Here is a 23,039-nt window from a genome sequence, read left to right on the forward strand (position 1 = left end):
TACAGGAGACAAAACCATGAAACTGAAATCAACCGCCGTCCTTTCCGCGCTGGCCTGCGTAGCCGCCTTGTCGGCCGCTACTGCACAGGCGCAAAGCCAGGGCGTCAGCAAAACCGAAATCACGCTGGGCTCCATCCAGGATTTGTCGGGCCCGCTCGCGGGCTTCGGCAAGCAGATCCGCAACGGCATGACGCTGCGCGTCAACGAGCTGAATGAACAAGGCGGCATCAACGGCCGCAAGGTCAAGCTGATCGTCGAGGACTCGGGCTACGACCCCAAGAAGGCGGTGCTGGCGGCGCAAAAGCTGGTGAACCAGGACAAGATCTTCGCCATGGTGGGCCACCTGGGTACTGCGCAAAACCTGGCCGCCATGCCGGTGCAGTTCGAAAAAAATGTCATCAACTTCTTCCCGGTGACGGCCGCGCGCGAGATGTACGAGCCCTTTCACAAGCTCAAGTACTCGTTTGCCGCCACCTATTACGACCAGATGAAGGCGGCCGTACCCAAGCTGGTGAAAGAAAAGAACGCCAAAAAGGTCTGCTCGATGTACCAGGACGACGAGTTTGGCCTCGAAGTGCAGCGCGGCGCCGATGACGGCCTCAAAGCCATCGGCATGACCATGGTCGAGAAGACCTCCTTCAAGCGCGGCGCGACCGATTTCTCGTCGCAGATCGCCAAGCTCAAGGCCTCTGAATGCGACCTGGTGGTGCTGGGCACCATCATCCGCGAAACCATTGGCGGCATCGGCACCGCGCGCAAGCTGGGCTACAACCCGGTCTTCCTGGGCTCCAGCGCCGCCTACACCGATCTGATCCACAAGCTGGGCGGCAAAGCCATGGACGGCCTCTACGCCACCATGACGGTGCAAAACCCCTACCTGGACGAAGCCTCGCAGCCCATCCGCTTCTGGGCCAACAAGTACAAGACCGCCTTCAATGAAGACCCGACGGTGTTCTCGGTCTACGGCTATACGGTGGTCGACAGCTTTATCCGTGCATCGCAGAAAGCCGGCGCCAGCCTGACGACCGAGAGCTTCATCAAGGCCATGGACACCATGGTGATCCCGGCCGACATCTTCGGCAGCTCCGAAGGCAAGTTCGGCCCGCAAAAGCGCTTGGGCAACAACCAGTCGCGCCTGTCGATGTTGCAGGACGCGCGCTGGAAAGTGGTGTCGGACTACATCACGCAGTAAATCCTGCCGCGACTGCCAGCCGCGACTCCGAAAAACCACCTCCGGGTGGTTTTTTTATGCAGAAAGTGACTGAAGCCTTTTAAATATCTGCGCAGAATGCTCCTGAATTAATAGCACTCGCCCTCCACCGATCGCCCCCATGGCTTGCCGTGAACCCCGCGTGTCACGCAAAATGCGTCATGCCCACCTCCGCCAAACCCGCTTCCAAAACGCCTGCCAAGACTCCCGCCGCCCCGCTTGCCACCGTGCGCTGCAAAGACACCCAGGCCTTTACCCAATGGCTGGCCAAACACCACGCAAGCAGCGCCGGTGTCTGGCTGCAAATCGCCAGGAAGGATTCAGGCATAGCCTCCATCACCCACGCCGAAGCGCTGGAAGCGGCGCTCTGCCACGGCTGGATAGACGGCCAGAGGAATTCCATGGACGCGCAGTATTTTTTGCAAAAATTCACTCCGCGCCGCGCACGCAGCACCTGGTCCAAGGTCAACTGCGCCAAGGCCCTGGCACTGATTGAATCCGGCGCCATGCAGCCGGCGGGCCTGGCCGAGGTCGAACGCGCCAAGGCCGACGGCCGCTGGGACGCGGCTTATGACGCGCAGAGCAAGATGGCGGTTCCTGACGACCTGGCGGCGTTGCTCGCGAAGAGCGCCAAAGCCAAGGCCTTCTTCGAAACACTGGACTCACGCAACCGCTTCGCCATTTTGTTCAGGCTGCAAACCGCCAAGAAAGCCGAGACACGCGAGCGCCGGCTGGTGAAGTTCGCCGACATGCTCAAGCGGGGCGAAAAAATCCATCCCTGACGGTGGACAGGGCTTTTCGGTGACGCCGTACGGCAGACGCGCTACAGTCAATCGGGCGAGCCCATCCCTCAACCGAACACGTAAGAACCTGTTTACGATCTAAAGGAGTCCGCATGGCGTCCACCTGGTGGCAGCAAGTCGGTGAAACCATCGGCTCGGAGTTTTCAGATTTGTCCGATGCCGAGCAGGCCACGCGCGTCATGGTTCGCCTCACGCTGGCGGCGTTGCTGGGCGGCTTGCTGGGCATAGAGCGCGAGCAAAAAGGCAAGGCCGCCGGTGTGCGCACGCACATGCTGGTGGCCATGGGTTCCGCGATGTTCGTGCTGGTGTCGCAGCAGTCCGGCATGATCACCGCCGACTTGAGCCGGGTGATTCAGGGCGTGATTGCCGGCATCGGCTTTCTGGGCGCGGGCACCATCCTCAAGGGGCACATCAAGGGCAACCCCGACGAAGAGCAGGTCAAGGGCCTGACCACCGCCGCCGGCATCTGGCTGACGGCGGCCATTGGCGTGGCGGCCGGCATGGGACGTGAAAGCACTGCGGTCCTCAGCACCCTGCTGGCGCTCGGCATCCTGGCGCTGGTGCCGCGCCTGGTGCGTTTTCTGGAAAAGCCCGAACCGCTGCTCAAGCCTGACGGCGACAAGCGCGGGGACGGTTCATAAGCTCGTCCAGGGGCGCCGTGGTGGTTTAATTTTTCGTGCGCTGCGAGACGAACTCGCCTTCATAGCCCTTGGCCAGCGACAACTTTTCGGCTTCGCTCAGCACCTTTCCCGCCAGCTGGAACACACCCTGCTCCTCGTCTTCAAGGTGGTGATAAATCTTGTGGTGCAGCTCTTTGGCCGTGGCCAGCCAGGCGGGCGAGCTGAAATCGGTTTCTTCCAGCGTTTCCACCAGCTTGTCCATCTGGTGGTGCTCGGCAATGCCGTGGCGTGAGGGTTCCTGTGTCATGTCGTGCGCGATCAGCGGCACATAAAAAAAGCGCTCTTCCGCCGCGGCATGCGCCGCGAGTTCGAGCTTGAGCTCCTTGAACAGCGTGGCTCTTTCCTTGCTGTCGCCCTGCGTTTTGATGAGGTTGTCCGCCAGGGCGCGCTGGGTGACATGGCTTGTTCGCAGTGCTTCAAAAATGTTCATTCAACCATTATGGGGACGGCGCAGGCCCTGGCGTGTAGGCCAAGGGCGGATCCTGCAAGGCCAAAAATCGCTATTAATTTGATAGCCGCTTGCGACCATCCAGCATGGCCTGGAGGCCTGAATGGCCAAAGAATGGGCCAACAGGGCGCAAGGCACGGTAAAAGCGCTAAATTAGGGGTTATGAAAAAAATCCTTCTTCTTGGCGGCACCGGCTTTGTCGGCGCGCACGTCTGCGAAAAACTGGCGCGGCTGCAATGCCGCGTCACCGTGGTCACTCGCCGGCAGGCCAATGCCCGCCACCTGCAAATGCTGCCGCTGGTGGATGTGATTGAGGCCGACGCCCACGATGCTTCCTCGCTGGCACCGCTGCTGGCCGGCCACGACGCCGTGGTCAACCTGATTGCCATCCTTCACGGCACAGAGGCCGCATTCGACAAGGCGCATGTGCAACTGCCGCTGGAGCTGGCCCGGGCCTGTGAAGCCAGCGGCCTCAGGCGCATCGTTCACATCAGCGCCCTGGGTGCTTCGCCCGGTTCGGCATCGATGTACCAGCGCAGCAAGGCGCGCGGTGAAGCCGTGCTGCTCAGCACCGGGCTGGATGTGACCGTGCTGCGGCCCAGCGTGATTTTTGGCGCTGAAGACAAATTCCTCAACACCTTTGCCCGGCTCCAGCAGATCTTTCCGGTGGTTCCGCTTGCAGCCGCTGATGCGCGCTTTCAGCCCGTCTGGGTGGAAGACGTCGCCGACGCCATCGTGCACTGCCTGCAAGACCCCGACACCGCCGGCCAGATCTATGAAGTTTGCGGGCCCGACGTGTTCACGCTGCGCCAGCTGGTCAGGCTGGCCGGTCGCTACGCCGGTATCAACGGCGGCAAGGGCCGCCCGGTGATCAGCCTGCCGGATTTCCTGGGGCGCCTGCAGGCGCGCCTCATGGAGCTCGCGCCCGGAGAGCCGCTGCTGAGCCGCGACAACCTCGACGCCATGGCCACCGACAACGTGGCCACCGGCAAGCTGCCCGGCCTGCAGGCACTGGGTGTTCATCCTGCCGCGCTGGATGCGGTGGGGCCTTCTTATCTGGGAGCGCAGGGCTTGCGCAGCGGACTGACGGCCAAGCGTAAAACCGCCGGCCGTTTTTAGGCCCCCACGCTTCCCCACTTCGTGTGGGTCGCTGCCCCCCGAGGGGGCGCTGCGCCTGCGGCCCGGCAAAGCCGGTTCCGCGGCCCCGGTTGGCCTGAAGAGGAAATCCGCCCTTCTTACTCGCCGTGGATGTAGCATTAATTTCAAAGATTTTTTGCATCAATCGTGATTTCGCACGGCGGTAGCATCGCAAGTCGTTTTTCCATTTGACTTCTTTCCTTCATCATCAGCAGAACAGGGACACCATGCTCAAGCTCTACATCGGCAATAAAAACTACTCGTCCTGGTCCATGCGCCCCTGGGTGCTGCTCAAGCAGGCCGGCATTCCTTTTGAAGAAATCAAACTGCGCTTTGACTCGTTCGATGCCAACTCGACCTTCAAGGAAAAAATCGGCGGCGTGAACCCGACCGGCCGGGTGCCGGCGCTGGATGACGGCGGTTTTGTCGTGTGGGACACGCTGGCGATTGCCGAATACCTCGCGGAACGCTTTCCCGAGAAAAAGCTCTGGCCGCAGGATGTGAAAGCGCGCGCCCGGGCGCGCAGCGTATGCGCTGAAATGCACAGCGGCTTTGGCGCGCTGCGTTCGGCCTGCCCCATGAACATCGAAGCCGACCTGTCGGACATGGGCCAGCTGATCTGGCGCGACAAATCGGCCGTGCGTGCCGACGTGCAGCGCATTGTCGAGATGTGGACCGAGTTGCTGCAGCAATACAAGGACCCTCGTACCGCCGGGCCGCCCCAAGGTCCGAGCGCCCCCTCGGGGGGCAGGGAGACGCAGTCGACCGTGGGGGCCAATTTCTTGTTTGGAGAGTTCGGCATTGCCGATGCCTTCTTTGCGCCTGTGTGCATGCGCCTGAGCCGGTACGCCCTGCCGGTACCGGCGGAAATCGGCGCCTACATTCAGCGCGTCAGCGCGCTGCCCGGTGTCAAAGCCTGGATCGACGACGCGCTGGCCGAAAACGATTTCCGCGAATTCGAAGAGCCCTACCGCGTCAGGCGCTGAACGGGAGACATCATGGTCACGATCTATCTGCGTTACGTGCTGAACACCGCCAAACTCAAGGAGTTCGAGCACTACGGCAAGCTGTGGATTCCGCTGGTCGAGAAATTCGGCGGCACGCACCATGGCTACTTCATGCCCAGCGAGGGCGCCAGCAACATTGCATTGGCCTTGTTCACCTTTGAGAGCCTGGCGGCCTACGAGATTTACCGCCAGAACTCCTTTTCCGACCAGGAATGCCTGGCGGCTTTCAAATACGCCGAAACGACCGGCTGCATCATCAGCTACGAGCGCAGTTTCTTCCGGCCTGTTTTTTCCTGAAAATCCGGCGCCGGCCGGGCTTTTGGGGCTGGCGCGAACCGCTAAACTGGCCTGATGGAAATATTCATGGTTGGTGGCGCGGTGCGCGATGCCTTGCTGGGCCTGCCCGTGCAGGACCACGATTGGGTCGTCGTGGGCGCCACCCCTGAAGCGCTGGTGGCACAAGGCTACCTGCCGGTCGGCAAGGATTTCCCGGTGTTCCTGCACCCGGACACCCGTGAGGAATACGCCCTGGCCCGCACCGAACGCAAAACCGCGCCGGGCTACCGCGGGTTTGTGGTGCACGCCGAGCCCGACGTCACGCTGGAGCAGGACCTGGCGCGGCGCGACCTCACTATCAATTCAATAGCTGCTCCCGCCCGTCCAGAAACAGCTTCAGCCGGTTTTGACCCCGACTTTTCAGCGTTGGTCGACCCGTTCGGCGGACAGCAGGACATCCGGAACAAGGTATTGCGCCACGTGACGGATGCCTTCCGCGAGGACCCCGTGCGCATCCTTCGGCTGGCGCGCTTTGCCGCGCGCTTTCCGGATTTCTCCGTGGCGCCCGAAACCATGGCGCTGATGCGGGACATGGTGGCCGAAGGCGAAGCCGATGCGCTGGTACCTGAACGCGTGTGGCAGGAGTTCGCACGCGGGCTGATGGAGGGCAGGCCTTCACGCATGTTCGAGGTGCTGCGCGAATGCGGCGCGCTGCAAAAGTTGCTGCCCGAGGTAGCGCGCCTCTGGGGTGTACCCCAGCCCGCCAGCCACCACCCCGAGGTCGACACCGGCGTTCACCTGATGATGGTGCTGGACATGTCGGCGCAGCTTGAAGGCTCTCTGGCCGTGCGCTTTGCCTGCCTGTGCCACGACCTCGGCAAGGGCACGACACCGGCCGATGTTTTACCGCGGCACATCGGTCACGAAGAACGCAGCGCCCAACTGCTGAAAGACGTGTGCGAGCGCCTGCGCGTGCCGGTCGACTGCCGCGAGATTGCCGACGTGGTGGCCCGCGAGCACGGCAACGTGCACCGCAGCGAAAGCCTGGGCGCCGCGGCCCTGGTGCGGCTGCTGGAGCGCTGCGATGCGTTTCGCAAGCCCCAGCGTTTCGGCGATATTTTGCTGGCCTGCGAATGCGACGCCCGCGGGCGCCTGGGCCTGCAGGATTCGCCCTACCCGCAACGCCCGCGCCTGCTGGATGCCCTGGCCGCGGCCCAGGCGGTGCAAACGCAGCCGCTGGCGCTGCAGGCCCAGGCGGCGGGACGCGGCGGCAAACAGATTGGCGAGTCCATCCACAGGGCACGCGTCAAAGCGGTGCAGGACAGCCTCCCCGGCACCGCTACAGGGTAGCCGCCATTGGCTGAAATGTGAAAAAAGGCGAAACCGGCCTACAGTGATTCAGCAGGGGCTCTGCTAAGGTGAATGGCGATGCATTTATCACCTTCTTCATCGCCGCCCCGACCCTCTTCACACGCACTTCCTCCCGGGCCTTTCGGGTCATTGCCGGTCATCAACGCGCAGACCGCCCTTTTTCTGGACTTTGACGGAACATTGGCCGACCTGGCGCCAGAACCCGACGCAGTCCAGCTGGTTTCAGGCGTGATTCCAGCCCTGGCGAGGCTTTCAGCGCAGTTGGGCGGCGCGCTGGCGATTGTGTCGGGCCGCAGGCTGGCCGACCTCGATGGCTTTCTCGCGCCTTTGCGGCTACCCCTGGCCACCGAACATGGCGCGCAGCGCCGCGATACGCAGGGCCGCGTCGTCAGCCTGGCAGAGCCGGACCTGCGGGAGCTCACCCGACGCGCCACCGACCTGGCCGCGCATCATGACGGGTTGCGCGTGGAAATCAAGCTGGCGGCCGTTGCCCTGCACTATCGCCACGCACCCGAGCTGGAAGCACTGTGCCTGCAGGTCATGCAGGAGGCGGCCGACCGCACGCCCGGTGTCGAGCTGCTGCATGGCAAGTGTGTTTTTGAAGTCAAACCGGCCAACGTCAGCAAAGGCTCGGCCATCAAGGCTTTTATGGCCGAACCGCCATTTGCGGGCCGCCTGCCCCTGTTTGCCGGCGACGACACCACCGACGAAGCCGGCTTTGCGGCCGTGCAATCCCTGGGCGGTGAAGGCATCAAGGTCGGCGAAGGCGCCACCCAGGCGCGCCATCGCTGCGCGTCACCCGAGGCGCTGCACCAATGGCTGCATGCGGCCTTCGGCGGCATGGCGCGGGAGACCGACGAAACACCGGCCGCCGCGCCAGAAAGCCGCCCATGAACGTCGCCGCCGACTCCCTGAACTTCGCGCCGCCCGCCCAACCCTCGCTGGCCATGGGCGTCATCGGCAACTGCGCCTTCAGTGCGCTGATTGATGTGCGCGGCCGCATCGTCTGGTGCTGCCTGCCGCGGTTTGACGGCGACCCTGTATTCAATGCGCTTCTCGAGCCGCAGCCCGCGCAGGACGACGCGACCGCCCCGGGCATCCAGGACTCGCAGTCCAGCGCCTTCGCCATCGAGATCGAGGATTTCGCCGAAGCCAAGCAGTGGTATGAGCCCAATACGGCGGTGCTGCGCACCCAGTTGTTCGACACACGCGGCCAGGGCATCGAGATCACCGATTTCGCGCCGCGCTTTTTCAGCCGATCACGCTTTTTCAGGCCCATGACGCTGGTGCGCCGCGTCAAACCCATCCACGGCGCGCCGCGCATCCGCGTATCGCTGGACATCCGCTTCGACTGGGGCCGGCGCAAGCCGCTGATCACCCAGGGCAGCAACCACCTGCGCTATGTGGGCGACGAGCTGACGCTGCGCCTGAACACCGACGTGTCGATTTCACACCTGCTGTCAAAGCAGCCTTTTGTGCTGACACGCGAGCATAATTTTCTGCTCGGCGCCGACGAGTCGCTGCCCGACGGCATTGCCGACACGGCGCGCCTGTTTGAGCAGGAAACCATTTCCTACTGGAAAAAATGGAGCCAGCGCCTGCATATTCCGCTGGAATGGCAGGAGGCCGTGATACGCGCAGCCATCACGCTCAAGCTTTCGCTCTTTGAAGACACCGGCGCCATCGTCGCCGCCATGACTACCAGCATTCCCGAGGCACCCGGCAGCCAGCGCAACTGGGACTACCGTTATTGCTGGCTGCGCGACGCCTTTTTTGTGGTGCGCGCACTCAACAGCCTCTCGGAAGTCGGCACCATGGAAGACTACCTGCGCTGGCTCGCCAACGTGGTGGTGCAGTCCAAGGGCGGGCACATCCAGCCGCTCTACGGCATAGGCCTGGAGCGCGAGCTGCCCGAATCCACCATGTTGCATCTGGGCGGCTACCGCGGCATGGGACCGGTGCGCGTGGGCAACCAGGCGCAGGAGCATTTCCAGCACGACGTCTACGGCAATGTGGTGCTGGGCGCGGCCCAGGCTTTTCACGACCATCGCCTGCTGCACCGTGCCGGCATTGCCGAGTTCAAGCGGCTCGAGGAAGTTGGCGAGCAGGCCGTGCACAGTTACGACAAGCCAGATGCCGGCATGTGGGAGCTGCGCACGCGCGCGCGCATCCACACGTCGTCGGCCCTGATGTGCTGGGCCGCCTGCGACCGGCTGGCCAAGATCGCGCTGGTGCTCAAGCTGCAGGATCGGGCCGACTACTGGCGCGGCCATGCGGCAGTGATGCAGGAACGCATCCTGCGCGAATCCTGGAGCGAAGAACGCCAGGCCTTTGCCGAAAGCTTTGGCGGGCGCGACCTCGACGCCAGCGTGCTGCTGATGATTGAAGTGGGCTTTATCGATCCCAAAGACCCGCGCTTTGTCGCCACGGTAGACGCACTGGAAACCCATTTGTGCGACGGCCCCTACATGCGCCGCTATGAGGCGCCGGACGATTTCGGCAAGCCCGAAACCGCCTTCAACATCTGCACCTTCTGGCGCATCGACGCGCTGGCACGCATAGGCCGCAAGGAGCAGGCGCGCGAGATTTTCAACACCATGCTGGCCGCGCGCAACCATGTGGGCCTGCTCTCGGAAGACACGCATCCCGTGACCGGCGAGATGTGGGGGAATTTTCCGCAGACGTATTCGATGGTGGGGATCATCAATGCTGCCGTCCGCTTGTCCACCCCGTGGGAATCTCAAGTATGAACTTGAACACCCCCGCCGGATGCTCACTTCGTGTAGCACCTCCCCCCCTCGCAGGGGGCCGGCGCCTGCGGCCCGACAAAGCCAGTTCCGCGGCCCCCGCTGGTAAAGAGGGGCGTTTGCCATGAGCCGGCTAGTTGTTGTATCCAACCGCGTAGCGGATCCACGCAAGGCTGCGGCTGGCGGACTGGCCGTAGCGCTGGGCGATGCACTCAATGCTACCGGTGGGCTGTGGTTCGGCTGGAGCGGCACGGTCGTTGAGGGCGGCGCCGCCGGAGAAGGCGAGCTGCATGTGCAGCAGGCGGGCAACATCAAGCTGGCCACGGTGGACCTGTCGGCCGAAGACCATGCGGGCTACTACCTGGGTTACAGCAACGGCGTGCTCTGGCCGGTGTTTCATTACCGGCTGGACCTGGCGCGTTTTGACACAGGCTTTATCGAGGCCTACCGCCGCGTGAACCGGCTGTTTGCGCACAAGCTCATGAGCCTGCTGCAGCCCGACGACATCATCTGGATCCACGACTACCACCTGATCCCCATGGCGGCCGAATTGCGCGCCATGGGCTGCAACAACCGCATCGGATTTTTCCTGCACATTCCGCTGCCGCCGCAGCAGGTGCTGGCGGCCATTCCCCAGCACGAATGGCTGATGCGTGCGCTGTTCGCCTACGACCTGGTCGGCTTCCAGAGCGAGAACGACCTGCTGCACTTCTCGCGCTATGTGCAGGCCGAAGCCGGCGCGGTGGCGCTGGGCGACAACCGCTTCAGGGCCTTTCACCGCACTGTGCGGGCGGGCGCTTTTCCCATCGGCATAGACGTGGACGAGTTCGCGGCGCTCACGCACGCGCAGGATGCGCGCGACATGTACGAACGCATGAAGGAAGAGTATTCACGCCGCAAGCTGCTGCTGGGTGTCGAGCGGCTCGACTATTCCAAAGGCTTGCCGCAGCGGCTGCGGACGTTTGAAACCTTGCTCAAAAAGTACCCGGAAAATCTCCGCAGCGCCACGCTGATCCAGATCGCCTCGCCCAGCCGTGAGGACATGGGCACCTACACCGATCTGCTGCAGGAACTGGAAAGCCTGTGCGGCGCCATCAACGGCAATTTCGGCGAGCTCGACTGGATGCCCGTTCGCTACATCCACCGCAACGTGGCGCGCAAGCGCCTGCCGGGTTTGTACCGCGTGGCGCGGGTGGCGCTGGTCACGCCGCTGCGCGACGGCATGAACCTTGTGGCCAAGGAATTCATCGCCGCACAAGACCCGGCCGACCCCGGGGTGCTGGTGCTGTCCCGCTTTGCGGGGGCTGCGGAGCAACTGGAAGACGCGTTGCTGGTCAATCCCTACGATACCGACGGCACCGCGGACACCGTACAGCGTGCGCTTCAAATGCCGCTGGAGGAGCGGCAGGCGCGGCATCAGAAGCTGCTCAAGACCATCCGGGAACGCGATGTGCATTGGTGGCGGAGGGAGTTTCTTAACGCCCTCGGCTACGAGGGACCGGCTTAGTTGCCGGTTCTTGCTCCGGCTTTCGCGCTCTCTGCTGAGGGTTGCTGGCCGGGGGTTGCCCGGCATGCAACTCACTTTTCTTTGCTTCGCCAAAGAAAAGTAAGCAAAAGAAAGGCGACCCTGGTTCCTGCGTCCCTTCGCTGCGCTACGGGCAACCTGCGGTGCTCGGTCCAGCCGGGGTCAAAAACAACTCGCTTCGCTCAAACAAGTTTTTGCCCTGATCCGTCTGGACCTCCGCTCCTCGGCGCATCCACAAGGGCCAATCGGGAACGGGGAAAAATACCAACAAGGACTCGCCATGGCGAGTCCTTGTTTCTTCAGGTATTCGGGGTCTTGTCTTCGGCTATTGGGAGTTCGGCTGTTTGGTATTCCTGTCTCCACCCCCTTCTGTCTGCGCCGAGGAGCGCAGGGCCAGGCGGATCAGGGATCGCGATTGTCTGAGCGAAGCGAGTTCGAGCGAGACCCCGCCTGGACCGAGCACCACAGGTTGCCCGAAGCGAAGCGCAGGGACGCAGACAGCAGGGTCGCCTTTTCTTTTGCTTACTTTTCTTTTGGCGAAGCAAAAGAAAAGTGAGTAGCCGCCGGGCTACCCCCGGCCAGCAACACTCAGCAAAAAGCAGATCCTTAAGAAACGATATAAGCCCCAGCCCCAGTAGAAAACAACTTACCGTCAGCCCCCAGAAACTCCATCCTCGTACTCGCCACCCGAGACCCCAGCCGCATCACCTCAGCCCGCAACTCAAAAAATTCACTGATGCCAGGCCGCAAATAATCCACCCGCAGATCGATGGTGCCCAGCTTGGCAAAGCGGTGCAGCCGCTGCATCGGCGATTCGTCCATGTGGCGCGCGCCTATGGCCGCCATCACGGCGAGCCCGCCCATGGCGTCCAGACCGGCGCTGATCACGCCGCCGTGGATGCGGTTGTGGGCGTAGTGGCCTATCAGCTCGTTGCGCATGTCAATGCGGGCGGTGACCCGTTCCGCCGTCACCGAGGTGATCTTGAGCCCCAGCAACTTGTTGAAAACGATTTTTTCCTCGAACAGCTCTTTGAGGCTGGCGACAAATTCCGGCTCGAACTCAATCGCGCCGGCGGGGGTGGGCTGTGCTTTGGTCATGGCGTCAATTGTCGTGCAGCGAAATCTTTCCTGATTTTCCGGGTTCTCATGCTTTGGCCTCATCGAACCTCAGCAACACCTGCCCGGTACTTGTTTGCTGACCCACCTCTGCCATCACAGCCGCCAGCACGGCATCGTGCGGGGCATTGACCGCGTGCTCCAGCTTCATGGATTCAATCACCAGCAGCGTGTCGCCGCGCTTCACGGCCTGGCCTGGCGCCGCATGGACAGCAATCACCTTGCCGTTGAAGGGCGCCCGCAACTCCCGCGCGGTTGCAACACCGCCGGATGCCGGCGGCGCAAAGGTGGAATCTTCCAGGAACAGGTCCACAGAGCCCGTCTGCACATGCCAGCGTGCACCGGGTTGCCCGGAAGATTCCTTCAGGCGAACCGCCGATATGCGCTGCCCGGTCTGGCCTGTGCCTACCGTCAGAGCACCATCGGGTCCCTGCGTGATCACCGCCTGCAACACCTCGCCGCCCGTTTCGATTTCCAGCGCACTTCCGCCCAACTCACGTACGCGCAGGTCCAGCAGCTGCGCGTGGTGGCGCAGCCGGACCGGCCTGGGAAAGGGGCACGGCAGGCTGTTTGCGGCCCTGTTTGAGTCAATATCCTGAGAGAAAATGCCCACCAGACCATACGGGACAAGCGCAAGCAGCTCCTCTTTTTGTAGCGCTCTGCGTATCGCATCGCCCTGCTCCGCCAGAAAAGGAATCAGCGCATGCCCGGCGCGGAACACCGGATGAGCCAGGCAAGCCAACAAAAACTGCCGGTTGGTGGGCAGGCCCAGCACTTCGGTGCGGCCCAGCGCCGCCACCAGCTGGTCTATGGTTTGATCACGTGTCGCGGCATGCGCCACCAGCTTTCCCAGCATCGAGTCGTAGTGCGGCGACACCACCTGGCCTTCAAACAGTGCGTGGTCAAAGCGCACATCGCCGGGTTCACGAAAGCGCCCGACCGTGCCTGTGTGCGGCGTGAAATTCTCGTCTTCGGCACACAGGCGCACCTCAATCGCATGACCGCTGAACACCACCTGCTCCTGCGCAAGAGGCAGCGGCTCACCTTGCGCTACGCGCAGCTGCCATTCGACGAGATCAAGGCCCGTGACTGCTTCAGTGACGGGGTGCTCCACTTGCAGGCGCGTATTCATTTCCATCAAAAAGAAATCAGAGCCCTCGACAAGAAACTCTACCGTCCCCGCCCCGACATACCCTGCCGCTTGCGCCAGCGCGACCGCCGCCCCACACATGCGCGCACGCAGCGCAGCATCCACCGCCGGGCTGGGCGTTTCTTCAATGATCTTCTGGTGGCGGCGTTGCACCGAGCAGTCGCGCTCGCCCAGATGAATGCAATGGCCGTGGGCGTCGGCAAACACCTGCACCTCGACATGGCGTGGATTTAACAAAGCCCGCTCCATCAGCAGCTCCCCGCTGCCAAAGGCCGAGAGCGCTTCAGAGCGGGCGCTTTGGAGCGCCGCCGAAAGGTGCGCGGCCTCCCGCACCAGCCGCATGCCGCGCCCACCGCCGCCCGCCACGGCCTTGACCATCAGCGGGTAACCGATGCGCGCGGCTTCGGCTTCAAAGCGCGCGTCGGACTGGTCATGACCCTGGTAGCCCGGCAGGCAGGGTACGCCTTGCGCCGCGGCGAGTTGCTTGGCAGCCGACTTGCTGCCGAGCTGCCGGATCGCGGCCGGCGGTGGCCCCACCCAGGTCAGCCCCGCAGCAATCACCGCGTCGGCAAAGGCGGCGTTCTCGCTGAGGAAACCGTAGCCCGGATGCACCGCATCGGCGCCGCTGGCCTTGGCCGCAGCAACCAGTTTGTCGATGCGCAGATAGGAATCGGCAGAAGTGGCACCTCCCAGCACACAGGCGATGTCCGCCTCCTGCACATGCAGCGCACCGGCGTCGGCGTCTGAATACACCGCCACCGTCTGCATGCCCATGGTTCGCGCGGTGCGCATGATGCGGCGCGCAATCTCCCCACGATTGGCCACCAGCAAGCAGCGGATATTTTTCATGCAGACGCCCCGCTCCGTATGCCAGGCACGGTCATGAACTCAGCCACCCTTCTTGCCGGACTTGGCCACGCCCATCATTTTGGCGATGATCCCCATCATGACTTCGTCGGCCCCACCGCCTATGGAAGCGAGCCGGCCGTCGCGGAACATGCGCGCCACCTTGTTCTCCCAGGTGTAGCCCATGCCGCCCCAGAACTGCAGGCAGGTGTCGGGCACCAGGCGGTTGAGCCGCCCGGCCTTGAGCTTGGCCATGGACGCGAGCTCGGTCACGTCCTGGCCCTGCACATAGAGCTCGCAGGCACGGTAGGTCATGGCGCGCAGGCTCTCGACTTCGGTCTTCATCTCGGCAAGCTTGAACTGCACCCATTGCTGGTCAGCCAGAGTGGCGCCGAAAAGCTTGCGCTCATGCGCCCACTCGACCGTCCATTCAATGCAGTTGGACAGCGACTGGATGCAGCTGGCTGCGCACCACAGGCGCTCTTCCTGGAACTGCATCATCTGGTAGACAAAGCCCGAGCCTTCGCTGCCGATCAGGTAACGCTGCGGCACACGCACTTCGTCAAAGTAGATCAGGCCGGTGTCGGACGAGTTCATGCCGATTTTTTTGATTTTTTTGGCCGCTTCAATGCCTTTGCGCAGCTTGCCCTTGTCGCGCATGGGCACCATGACCAGGCTCTTGTTTTTGTGCACAGGGCCCTCACCGGTGTTGACCAGCATGCACATCCAGTCGGCCTGCAGGCTGTTGGTGATCCACATCTTCTGGCCGCTGACGATGTAGTCGCCGCCGTCCTTGCGGGCATGGCTCTTGATGGAGGCGACATCGCTGCCCGCACCCGGCTCGCTCACACCGACGCAGCCGACGGCATCGCCGGCAATCGCTGGAGCGAGGAATTCGCGCTTGAGTTCGTCGCTGCCGAAGCGCGCGAGTGCCGGCGTGCACATGTCGGTCTGCACGCCAATGGCCATGGGCACGCCGCCGCAATCAATGTGGCCCAGCGCTTCGGCCATGGCCATGGCGTAGGAGTAGTCCAGGCCCGCGCCGCCGTATTCCTCAGACTTGGTCAGGCCCAGCATGCCCAGGTTGCCGAGCTTCTTGAACACTTCATGCGCGGGAAAGATTTCAGCGGCTTCCCATTCATCGACGTGCGGATTGATCTCGGCGTCAATGAACCGCTTCAGGGTTTTCTGGATTTCAAGGTGTTCGTGCGTGTATTGCATTTCGTTGTCTCCGGTTCTTTTTTGCAGGCGGTCTACATGCGCGCCACGCCAAACTGCATGGGCCTCAGCTGCCGCGCATCGGCCTCGGCGCACATTGCCAGGCACTGTGCCAGCACCGCGCGCGTGTCGCGCGGGTCGATGACGCCGTCGTCCAGCACCAGGCCCGAGGTGTAGAACACATCGGCCTGCGCCTCGAACATGGCGACGATCTTGTCGTACTGGGTTTGCGACTGAGCCGGGTCCGGCGTGATGCCTTTTCGCGCCAGGGCCGCCTCGCCTACGATCTGCATGGTGCGCGCGGCCTGTTCGCCCCCCATCACCGCCGTTTTGGCGCCGGGCCAGGTGAAAAGAAAGCGCGGCGCGTAGCCGCGGCCGCACATGCCGTAGTTGCCCGCGCCAAATGAAGCGCCGCACTGGATGGTGATTTGCGGGACGGCGGCATTGGTCACCGCCTGGATCATCTTGGAGCCGTGCTTGATCATGCCGGCCTGCTCGCTCTCCTTGCCCACCATATAGCCGGTGGTGTTCTGCAGGTAGATGAGGGGGTGGCCCAGCTGGCACATCAGCTGGATGAAGTGCGTGGCCTTGTTGGCGCCGGCCACGTCAATCGGGCCATTGTTGCTGATGATGCCGACCGCATGGCCGTCAATCGATGCCTGCACGCACACCGTGGCCGCACCATAAAGCGCCTTGAACGGCAAAAAGTCTGAGCCATCCACCAGCCGAGCGATGACCTCGTACATGTCCAGCGGCTGGCGCAGGTCGTCGGGAACCAGGCCCAGCAGCTCGTCAGGCGGGTAAATCGGCTCACAGGGGAGATCGGTGTTTGCTATTGAATTAGTAGCTGCTTGCGCCCGCCCTGCTTTGCTTGCTGCCCGATTTGACCATGAAGTACGGGCCACCACCTGGCGCGCCAGCCCCAGCGCATGGCGATCGTCATCAGCCAGATGCTCACCCAGGCCCGACACGCCGGTGTGCATTTCAGCGCCACCCAGTTCTTCTTCGGTCGCCACCTCGCCGGTAGCGGCCATCAGCAGTGGCGGGCCGGCAAGGAAAGCGCGGGAACGCTTGCGCACCATGATGACGACGTCGCTCAGGCCCGGCATGTAGGCGCCGCCAGCCGTGCCCGAACCGTGCTGCACGGTGATGACGGGAATGCCCGCCGCCGACAGCCGCGCCAGATTGCGGAAAAGGCTTCCACCGTGCACAAAGCCTTCGACCCGGTAGCGCATGAGGTTGGCGCCCGCACTTTCCACCAGGTGGATAAAGGGCAGCTTGTTTTGCAGCGCAATCTCCTGCACGCGCAGGATCTTTTCCAGTCCCATGGCCTGGACGGCGCCGGCCTCTATGCCTGAATCACTGGCCACCACCATGCAGCGCACGCCACTCACAAAGCCGATACCCGCCACCACGCCGCCGCCCGGCACCGACTGGGCCGCGTCCTTGTTGTCCTGCAGGTAACCCGCGAGGGAACACAGGCCCAGCCAGGGCGCACCCGCATCCAGCAGCAGCGCCACCCGCTCGCGCGGCAGCAGCTGGCCGCGCTTGTCGAAGGCGGGCCGTGATTTGGCGGAGGCGGCGGCGCTGCGCTCTTCCAGCGCGCGCAATGCGGCGATGCGCGACAGCATGGCCTCACGCCGCTGCATGGCTTGTGGCGATTGCGCATTCCACGCAGACTGGAACAGCGTCATGACTGGAAGACCTTGGGGGTCTCAGCCAGGTGAAAACCATCGAAAGGTTTGATCGCATCACGCTGCAGCGCGTCAGTATCGGGCCGCTGCATGGGCCAGCCCATGCGCATCTGGGGCCTGGCGCCGTCGACGCGCAAGGTGCTGCCGCTGATGAAGTTGGCGGCCTTGCTGAGCAGGAAGACGACGGCCGCCGAGGTTTCGCTTTCGGTGCCGAAGCGGCCCAGTGGCACCGTGTGGCGCATCTCGCGCAGCATGGGGCCGGCCTCGGGCGGGTAGTGGTCCATGCCGCTGGAGGCGATGTAGCCGGGCGCGACCGCGTTCACCCGCACGCCGCTATGGGCCCATTCGGCCGCCGCGGTTTCGGTGAAGCTCACCATGCCGGCGCGCGCCGCGCCGCTGTGGCCCATGCTGGGCATGGAACCCCACATGTCGGCCACTATGTTGACGATGCTGCCGCCCTTTTCCTGCATGGCTTGCAGGTAGCATTCGCGCGCCATCAGGAAGCCGCCGGTCAGGTTGGTGTTGATGACGGCCTCCCAGCCCTTGGCGCTGATGGATTCCAGCGGCGTGATGTACTGGCCGCCCGCGTTGTTGACAAGCCCATCGATACGGCCCTGCGCCACCACGATGGCGGCGATGGTGGTCTTGACGGCCTCTTCCAGGCGGATGTCACAGGGGTGAAAACTCACGCGCCCGCCCTGCGCCACGATTTCGCCGGCCACGCTGTGAAGTTTCTCGATATTCCTGCCTATCAGCACCATATGCGCGCCCAGCGCAGCGAGTTCATGCGCGATGCAGCGGCCAATGCCGGAGCCGCCGCCGGTGACAACAATGACCTGACCGGCAAAAAGACTGGGTTGGAACACGGATTGGTAACTCATGCGCGGATCTTTCTTGCCGGAGATTTCGGAGTCTTTTCTCCAATGAACAGCGCCATGGCCGCATCCGCCAGATCGTCCAGTGACGCATCTTTTTTTGCATCAAACCACTGCACCGACCAGTTGAGTGCCCCAAAGATCAGAAGGCGCGAAAGCTTCACCGGTCCCTTGAGTTGCCCTGCCGCGGCCAACGCCTTCAGCACAGGCTCCCAGACAGCTTCGTAATTGCTTTGCAGTCTGGCCAGCAGGTTGCGCTGCCGGGCTGTGATCGAACGCGACTCGTAAAGCATCACAGGGATGAAGTCGCTGCCGGGGCCCAGCAGCACGTCAAAGTGATTGCGGATCAGCACGTGCAGCAGCGCTGGCGCCTCAGCGGTAGAGAGCCCCGCCGCCTGCAGGGCCGCGGCCTGGCGTTGAATCGCCGAGCGCATGCCCTCTTCCATCACGGCATTGAGGAGTGCCGCCTTGCTTTTGAAGTGGTAGAAGGGCGAACCGCTGTGCATGCCGACGGCCGCTGCGATGTCGCGCGTGCTGGTGGCGTCAAAGCCTTTTTTTCGGAACAACCGGGCGGCCGCATTGACGAGTTCGACCCGCCGGTTGCCGTCGTCGCGTTCGTCCAGGGTTTTGCGCGGCCGGCCGCGCGGACGCTTTTCAGCGCTGCCGGTTGCGGTTTTCGAAGGGGTATGAGCGCGTGCGGCAGGTCGCGAACGCGCGGCAGGTTTGTCCATAAGGACGGACCTTAGCAAAACCCGATATTTTTAGCAAGCAAGTGCTTTGTAAAAATACCGGGCCGCGTTTTGTCACTTGCGCTCGGCAGCCGCCTTGCCGGTAGCGGTCTTTTGGCGGCCCTCTTCTTTGGCGGGCACACCGACCTGCGGGTGCGCGCCGTGGATATGCGCATGGCCGCGCCCGGCGGGGGTACGGTTCTGGCTTTGCCGCAGTGCAGCTTTTTCCAGGCCGCTGAGGATGCCGCAGTCGCCCCCGGCCTGGCCTCTGGCACACTGCTCACGCAGAGCCTTGAGGTCTTTTTCCAGCGCCTTGAGTTCGCGGATGCGGGTGGCGACGTGGCTGATGTGCTCGTCCAGCAGGCTGTTGACGTCGTCACAGCTGCCGGCCGGCGCATCCTTGAAGTTCAGCAGTGCGCGAATTTCCGCCAGCGTCATGTCCAGCGACCGGCAGTGGCGTATGAAGGCCAGGCGCTGCACATGGCTTTCGTCATAGATGCGGTAATTGGCGTCGGTGCGCGCCGCTTCGGGCAACAGACCCTCACGTTCGTAGTAACGGATGGTTTCCGTCTGGGTCTGTGCGGTTTTGGCCAGTTCTCCGATTTTCATGGCGACTCCTTGAACATCGTCCCCACATTGCTGTAGGGTCACTTCAGCAGCCAGCTTGACTCTAAGGCCGCTACAGGGTTTCCAATTAGGCCATGAAATCTGAAAAAACCCTTGTTTCCGGCGTGGATGCCCCTACCGGCGACTGCTGTGGCGGCGCCCACGCCGCACACGCACCTGTATCCAATGCCGCGGGTGCCGCGGGGCGGATTTTCCGCATCGCCACCATGGACTGCAGCGCCGAAGAGTCTGACATCCGGCGCGCGCTGGAGCCGATCGCCGGTATCCGGTCGCTGGGCTTCCAGCTGGGCGCACGCACGCTGCGAATAGACGCCAGCGAAGAAGCCTGTGCGACTGCCCTGGACGCGATCCGCAAGGCCGGGTTTGACCCTCAGCCTGCCCAGGGTGCCAGCACGCATACAGGCGGCCACGACCATGAGGGGCATGGGCACGACCACAGCCATGATGGCGGTTTTGACGGTTTTGGCAGCGGTGTCACCCGCCTGGCCGCGGCGCTGGTGCTGGCCGTGGGCGCCGAGGCTGTGTCGTTTTTTGCGCCCGAGCTGCTGGCCTGGAAAATCGCCGGCATGGCGGTGGCGGCGCTGGCCATTGGCCTGGCCGGCCTGGACACCTATAAAAAGGGCATGGCCGCCCTGCTGCGCGGCAAGCTCAACATCAACGCGCTGATGTCGGTCGCCGTCACCGGCGCTTTCCTGATCGGCCAGTGGCCGGAAGCCGCGATGGTGATGGCGCTCTATGCCATTGCCGAGCTGATCGAAGCCAAAGCCGTGGACCGCGCGCGCAACGCCATCAAGGGCCTGCTGGACATGGCACCAGAGCAGGCCTTGATGCAGGGCGAAGACGGCGCGTGGGCCAACACGCCGGTGGCCGCCGTGCCGCTGCAGGCCCTGGTGCGCATACGCCCCGGCGAGCGCGTACCGCTGGACGGCCTGGTGACCCTGGGCAGCAGCGCGGTCAACCAGGCGCCCATCACCGGCGAAAGCATTCCGGTCGACAAGGAGCCGGGCGACACCGTCTTTGCAGGCACCATCAACGAAACAGGTGAGATGGAAATCCGCGTCACGGCGGCGGCCGGCAACACCACGCTGGCACGCATCATCCATGCCGTCGAGCAGGCCCAGGGCAGCCGCGCGCCCACGCAACGTTTTGTCGACCGCTTTGCCGCCGTCTACACGCCGGCAGTGTTCGCCATCGCCGTTGCCGTCGCCGTGCTGATGCCGCTGCTGGCGGGCCTGAGCTGGCAAGAGTCGGCATACAAGGCGCTGGTGCTGCTGGTCATCGCCTGTCCCTGCGCGCTGGTGATTTCCACGCCCGTCACGGTGGTAAGCGGGCTTTCGGCCGCCGCGCGCCAGGGCATCCTCATCAAGGGCGGCACCTACCTCGAGCAGGCGCGCCTGCTCAAAGCCATCGCACTCGACAAGACCGGTACCATCACGGAGGGCAAGCCCCAGTTGGTGGATTGGCGTACCTGGGGCAATGCCGACGCAGCGATGGCCGCGCAGCTGGCCGCCGGCATGGCCTCACGATCTGATCATCCGGTGTCCAAAGCGATTGCGGCGGGACTGAACACCGATGCCGCCGAGGTACAAGCCTTCAAGGCCCTGCCGGGCCGTGGCGTTGAGGGAACGGCCCAGGGCCAACGCCTCGTGTTGGGCAATCACCGCCTCATCCATGAGTTGGGCCTGTGCAGTGTGGAACTGGAAACCGAACTCGCCCGGCATGAACAGCAAGGCCGCACTGTGACGCTGCTGGCCGACGGGACGCGCGTGCTGGCCCTGTTCGCGGTGGCCGACACCATCAAGCCAACGTCCCGGCAGGCGATTGCCGACCTGAAGGCGCTGGGCGTCACGCCCGTGATGCTGACCGGTGACAACGCCGCTACGGCGCGCGCCATCGCCAGCCAGGCCGGCATCGACGACGCCCGCGGCGACCTGCTTCCCGAAGCCAAGCTTGATGCCATTCGCGAAATGCAGCGGCACTACGGCGCCACCGGCATGACAGGCGACGGCATCAACGACGCGCCCGCGCTGGCGCAGGCCGACATCGGCTTCGCCATGGGCGGCGCCGGCGCCGACACAGCCATGGAAGCGGCCGACGTGGTGATCATGAACGACAACCTGGAGAGGGTGGCAGAAACGGTGCAGATGTCAAAACGCACGCATGCCATCCTGTGGCAGAACATCAGCCTGGCCCTGGGCATCAAGGGCATCTTCCTGCTCCTGGCCATCTTCGGCACGGCAACGATGTGGATGGCGGTGTTTGCCGACATGGGCGCCAGCCTGCTGGTGGTGGGCAATGGCTTGCGCTTGCTGCGCGGTCGGCACAATTAGGGCGCTATAAATTTAATAGCTGCTTGCGCTCACCTTTACTGCGCTGGAGGTCCAAAAAGCATAAAACCCGAAGTGGCCCGGAAAGGYCCGCTTCGGGTTTTTGCATGCGGCGCCTGCGAAAGGTGCAGGCAATAGATGATCAGCGCTCGACCGTCTTGTTCCAGCGCGCATTCCAGGCTGGGCGGTTCTCGTTGATGGCATCCCAGTCCACCGTGGTCGCCGTCTTCATGTAGGTGTTCATCTGGGTCACAAGCGCGGCGGCCTTGCCGCTGGCCTTGGTTTTGGGGTTGGACGGTATCTGGTCGCCAAACTCCAGCGCCGCGGCCTGCGCCTCAGGCGACAGCAGGTACTGGGCCAGCTTGTGAGCCAGCGCAGGTTCACTGTTCTTCGCGATCACGCATTCACCCACCGTCAGCACGGCCGAACCTTCCTTGGGCTGCACGTATTCCACGGGCAGGCCTTTTTCCTTGAGCACGCCGACGGCGGTGGGCGTGAGCGGGAACATCGCGGCCTCGCCGGTCTGCACCATTTCAGCGATCTTGGCCGAGCTCGGGATGTACTCGAGCACATTGGGGCCTATGGTGGTGGGCCAGGCCTTGAAGCCGGGCTCCACATTTTTGTCATTGCCGCCCTGGATGCGGTTGAACAGCAGGAAGCCGTGCAGGCCGAAGGTCGACGACGACAGCGACTGGAACACCACCTTGCCCTTGTACTTCGGGTTGGCCATGTCCATCCAGGAAGTCGGCGGTGTCCAGCCTTTTTCGGCGAACATCTTCTTGTTGTAGGCAATGCCGGTCATGCCGATGTTGACGCCGGCGGCCATGTCGCCCTTGAAGCGCGCCGTGGGAAACAGGTCATTCAACGCAGGGGTGGCCTGCATCTTCTCGCACAGGCCCATACCGATGGCGCGGTACATGATGCCGTCGTCCAGGAACATCACGTGCATCTGCGGGTTGTCCTTGTTGGCCTGCGCCTTGGCCAGGATGTCTGACGAGGTGCCGGGCACGACCACGACCTTGACGTTGTTGGCCTTCTCAAACGCGCCGAAGACGTTCTCGGTGTAGGTTTTTTCCATGGTGCCGCCGTTCATGCCGATGTACAGCGTCTTGGTCTGGGCCATGGCGTTTCCGCCGGCCAGGCCGGCGGCTGCAACGGCAAGCGACACCGCTGTAGCGCGGGCGGTCAGGAATCGTAGGGAGATGTTCATGGAAAGCTCCTGGTGGCGTTGGTGAAGTGAAGGCAGTGAAATTG

General features: G+C 63.4%; 20 protein-coding genes. 11 read left to right on the forward strand and 9 right to left on the reverse strand.

The annotated features are described in order from the left end of the window. Window positions 1-16 precede the first annotated feature (16 nt). From AC1DZE_RS03380 to AC1DZE_RS03390, 3 genes are all read left to right on the forward strand, one after another. Window positions 17-1,192, forward strand: coding sequence for an ABC transporter substrate-binding protein (locus AC1DZE_RS03380; RefSeq protein ID WP_477668432.1), 1,176 nt, complete (start codon window positions 17-19; stop codon window positions 1,190-1,192). 179 nt (window positions 1,193-1,371) lie between these two features. Beyond that, window positions 1,372-1,992 (forward strand): YdeI/OmpD-associated family protein, encoded by a 621-nt coding sequence (locus AC1DZE_RS03385; protein WP_477668433.1) that lies wholly within the window; start codon window positions 1,372-1,374, stop codon window positions 1,990-1,992. A 113-nt stretch (window positions 1,993-2,105) separates the two neighbouring features. Beyond that, complete coding sequence (locus tag AC1DZE_RS03390; protein WP_477673040.1) at window positions 2,106-2,654, forward strand: MgtC/SapB family protein; 549 nt, start codon at window positions 2,106-2,108, stop codon at window positions 2,652-2,654. A gap of 25 nt (window positions 2,655-2,679) precedes the next feature. Here the strand turns inward: AC1DZE_RS03390 and AC1DZE_RS03395 are convergent, their stop codons facing one another. Then, on the reverse strand, window positions 2,680-3,123 hold the full coding sequence (locus AC1DZE_RS03395; RefSeq protein ID WP_477668435.1) for a hemerythrin domain-containing protein: 444 nt from the start codon (window positions 3,121-3,123) through the stop codon (window positions 2,680-2,682). A 180-nt stretch (window positions 3,124-3,303) separates the two neighbouring features. Here AC1DZE_RS03395 and AC1DZE_RS03400 point away from each other — a divergent pair, with 180 nt between their 5' ends. The 7 genes from AC1DZE_RS03400 to otsA all read left to right on the forward strand — a co-directional run bounded on the left by AC1DZE_RS03400 (window position 3,304) and on the right by otsA (window position 11,186). Then, window positions 3,304-4,260, forward strand: a complete 957-nt coding sequence (locus AC1DZE_RS03400) for a complex I NDUFA9 subunit family protein (protein ID WP_477699773.1) — start codon at window positions 3,304-3,306, stop codon at window positions 4,258-4,260. A 245-nt stretch (window positions 4,261-4,505) separates the two neighbouring features. Continuing rightward, window positions 4,506-5,264 carry a glutathione S-transferase family protein gene (locus AC1DZE_RS03405; protein ID WP_477673440.1) on the forward strand — a complete coding sequence of 253 codons (759 nt, stop codon included), beginning with the start codon at window positions 4,506-4,508 and terminating at the stop codon, window positions 5,262-5,264. A gap of 12 nt (window positions 5,265-5,276) precedes the next feature. Further along, the gene (locus AC1DZE_RS03410; RefSeq protein ID WP_477699774.1) at window positions 5,277-5,582 is read left to right on the forward strand and encodes an NIPSNAP family protein; all 306 of its coding nucleotides are present in this window, start codon (window positions 5,277-5,279) and stop codon (window positions 5,580-5,582) included. 54 nt (window positions 5,583-5,636) lie between these two features. Further along, complete coding sequence (locus AC1DZE_RS03415; protein WP_477673438.1) at window positions 5,637-6,911, forward strand: multifunctional CCA addition/repair protein; 1,275 nt, start codon at window positions 5,637-5,639, stop codon at window positions 6,909-6,911. A 78-nt stretch (window positions 6,912-6,989) separates the two neighbouring features. Beyond that, window positions 6,990-7,826 carry a trehalose-phosphatase gene (gene otsB / locus AC1DZE_RS03420; protein ID WP_477668439.1) on the forward strand — a complete coding sequence of 279 codons (837 nt, stop codon included), beginning with the start codon at window positions 6,990-6,992 and terminating at the stop codon, window positions 7,824-7,826. Next, the gene (locus tag AC1DZE_RS03425) at window positions 7,823-9,682 is read left to right on the forward strand and encodes a glycoside hydrolase family 15 protein (RefSeq protein WP_477668440.1); all 1,860 of its coding nucleotides are present in this window, start codon (window positions 7,823-7,825) and stop codon (window positions 9,680-9,682) included. The genes otsB and AC1DZE_RS03425 overlap by 4 nt, the downstream gene beginning before the upstream one ends. Before the next feature lie 121 nt (window positions 9,683-9,803). Then, window positions 9,804-11,186 carry an alpha,alpha-trehalose-phosphate synthase (UDP-forming) gene (gene otsA, locus AC1DZE_RS03430; RefSeq protein ID WP_477668441.1) on the forward strand — a complete coding sequence of 461 codons (1,383 nt, stop codon included), beginning with the start codon at window positions 9,804-9,806 and terminating at the stop codon, window positions 11,184-11,186. A gap of 624 nt (window positions 11,187-11,810) precedes the next feature. Here otsA and AC1DZE_RS03435 read toward each other — a convergent pair. The 7 genes from AC1DZE_RS03435 to cadR all read right to left on the reverse strand — a co-directional run bounded on the left by AC1DZE_RS03435 (window position 11,811) and on the right by cadR (window position 19,440). Next, window positions 11,811-12,302, reverse strand: a complete 492-nt coding sequence (locus AC1DZE_RS03435; RefSeq protein ID WP_477651237.1) for a thioesterase family protein — start codon at window positions 12,300-12,302, stop codon at window positions 11,811-11,813. A 46-nt stretch (window positions 12,303-12,348) separates the two neighbouring features. Beyond that, window positions 12,349-14,319, reverse strand: a complete 1,971-nt coding sequence (locus AC1DZE_RS03440) for an acetyl/propionyl/methylcrotonyl-CoA carboxylase subunit alpha (protein WP_477699775.1) — start codon at window positions 14,317-14,319, stop codon at window positions 12,349-12,351. Between the two features lie 39 nt (window positions 14,320-14,358). Beyond that, window positions 14,359-15,537: an acyl-CoA dehydrogenase family protein gene (locus AC1DZE_RS03445; RefSeq protein WP_477668443.1), complete on the reverse strand. Its 1,179-nt coding sequence runs from the start codon at window positions 15,535-15,537 to the stop codon at window positions 14,359-14,361. Between the two features lie 32 nt (window positions 15,538-15,569). After that, complete coding sequence (locus AC1DZE_RS03450; RefSeq protein ID WP_477668444.1) at window positions 15,570-17,228, reverse strand: acyl-CoA carboxylase subunit beta; 1,659 nt, start codon at window positions 17,226-17,228, stop codon at window positions 15,570-15,572. Further along, window positions 17,225-18,109, reverse strand: a complete 885-nt coding sequence (locus AC1DZE_RS03455) for an SDR family oxidoreductase (RefSeq protein ID WP_477668445.1) — start codon at window positions 18,107-18,109, stop codon at window positions 17,225-17,227. Before AC1DZE_RS03455 ends, AC1DZE_RS03450 begins: the two co-directional genes overlap by 4 nt. Further along, window positions 18,106-18,834 carry a TetR/AcrR family transcriptional regulator gene (locus tag AC1DZE_RS03460; RefSeq protein WP_477668446.1) on the reverse strand — a complete coding sequence of 243 codons (729 nt, stop codon included), beginning with the start codon at window positions 18,832-18,834 and terminating at the stop codon, window positions 18,106-18,108. Before AC1DZE_RS03460 ends, AC1DZE_RS03455 begins: the two co-directional genes overlap by 4 nt. Before the next feature lie 72 nt (window positions 18,835-18,906). Continuing rightward, window positions 18,907-19,440: a Cd(II)/Pb(II)-responsive transcriptional regulator gene (cadR, locus tag AC1DZE_RS03465; RefSeq protein WP_477668447.1), complete on the reverse strand. Its 534-nt coding sequence runs from the start codon at window positions 19,438-19,440 to the stop codon at window positions 18,907-18,909. A gap of 92 nt (window positions 19,441-19,532) precedes the next feature. On the opposite strand from cadR, the gene AC1DZE_RS03470 reads away from it, so the two are divergent. Continuing rightward, window positions 19,533-21,788, forward strand: a complete 2,256-nt coding sequence (locus tag AC1DZE_RS03470; protein ID WP_477699776.1) for a heavy metal translocating P-type ATPase — start codon at window positions 19,533-19,535, stop codon at window positions 21,786-21,788. A gap of 139 nt (window positions 21,789-21,927) precedes the next feature. On the opposite strand, the gene AC1DZE_RS03475 is transcribed toward AC1DZE_RS03470, so the two are convergent. Beyond that, window positions 21,928-22,995 carry an ABC transporter substrate-binding protein gene (locus tag AC1DZE_RS03475; RefSeq protein ID WP_477668449.1) on the reverse strand — a complete coding sequence of 356 codons (1,068 nt, stop codon included), beginning with the start codon at window positions 22,993-22,995 and terminating at the stop codon, window positions 21,928-21,930. Window positions 22,996-23,039: the final 44 nt, after the last annotated feature.

Source organism: Polaromonas sp. P1_F1, from assembly GCF_056405795.1.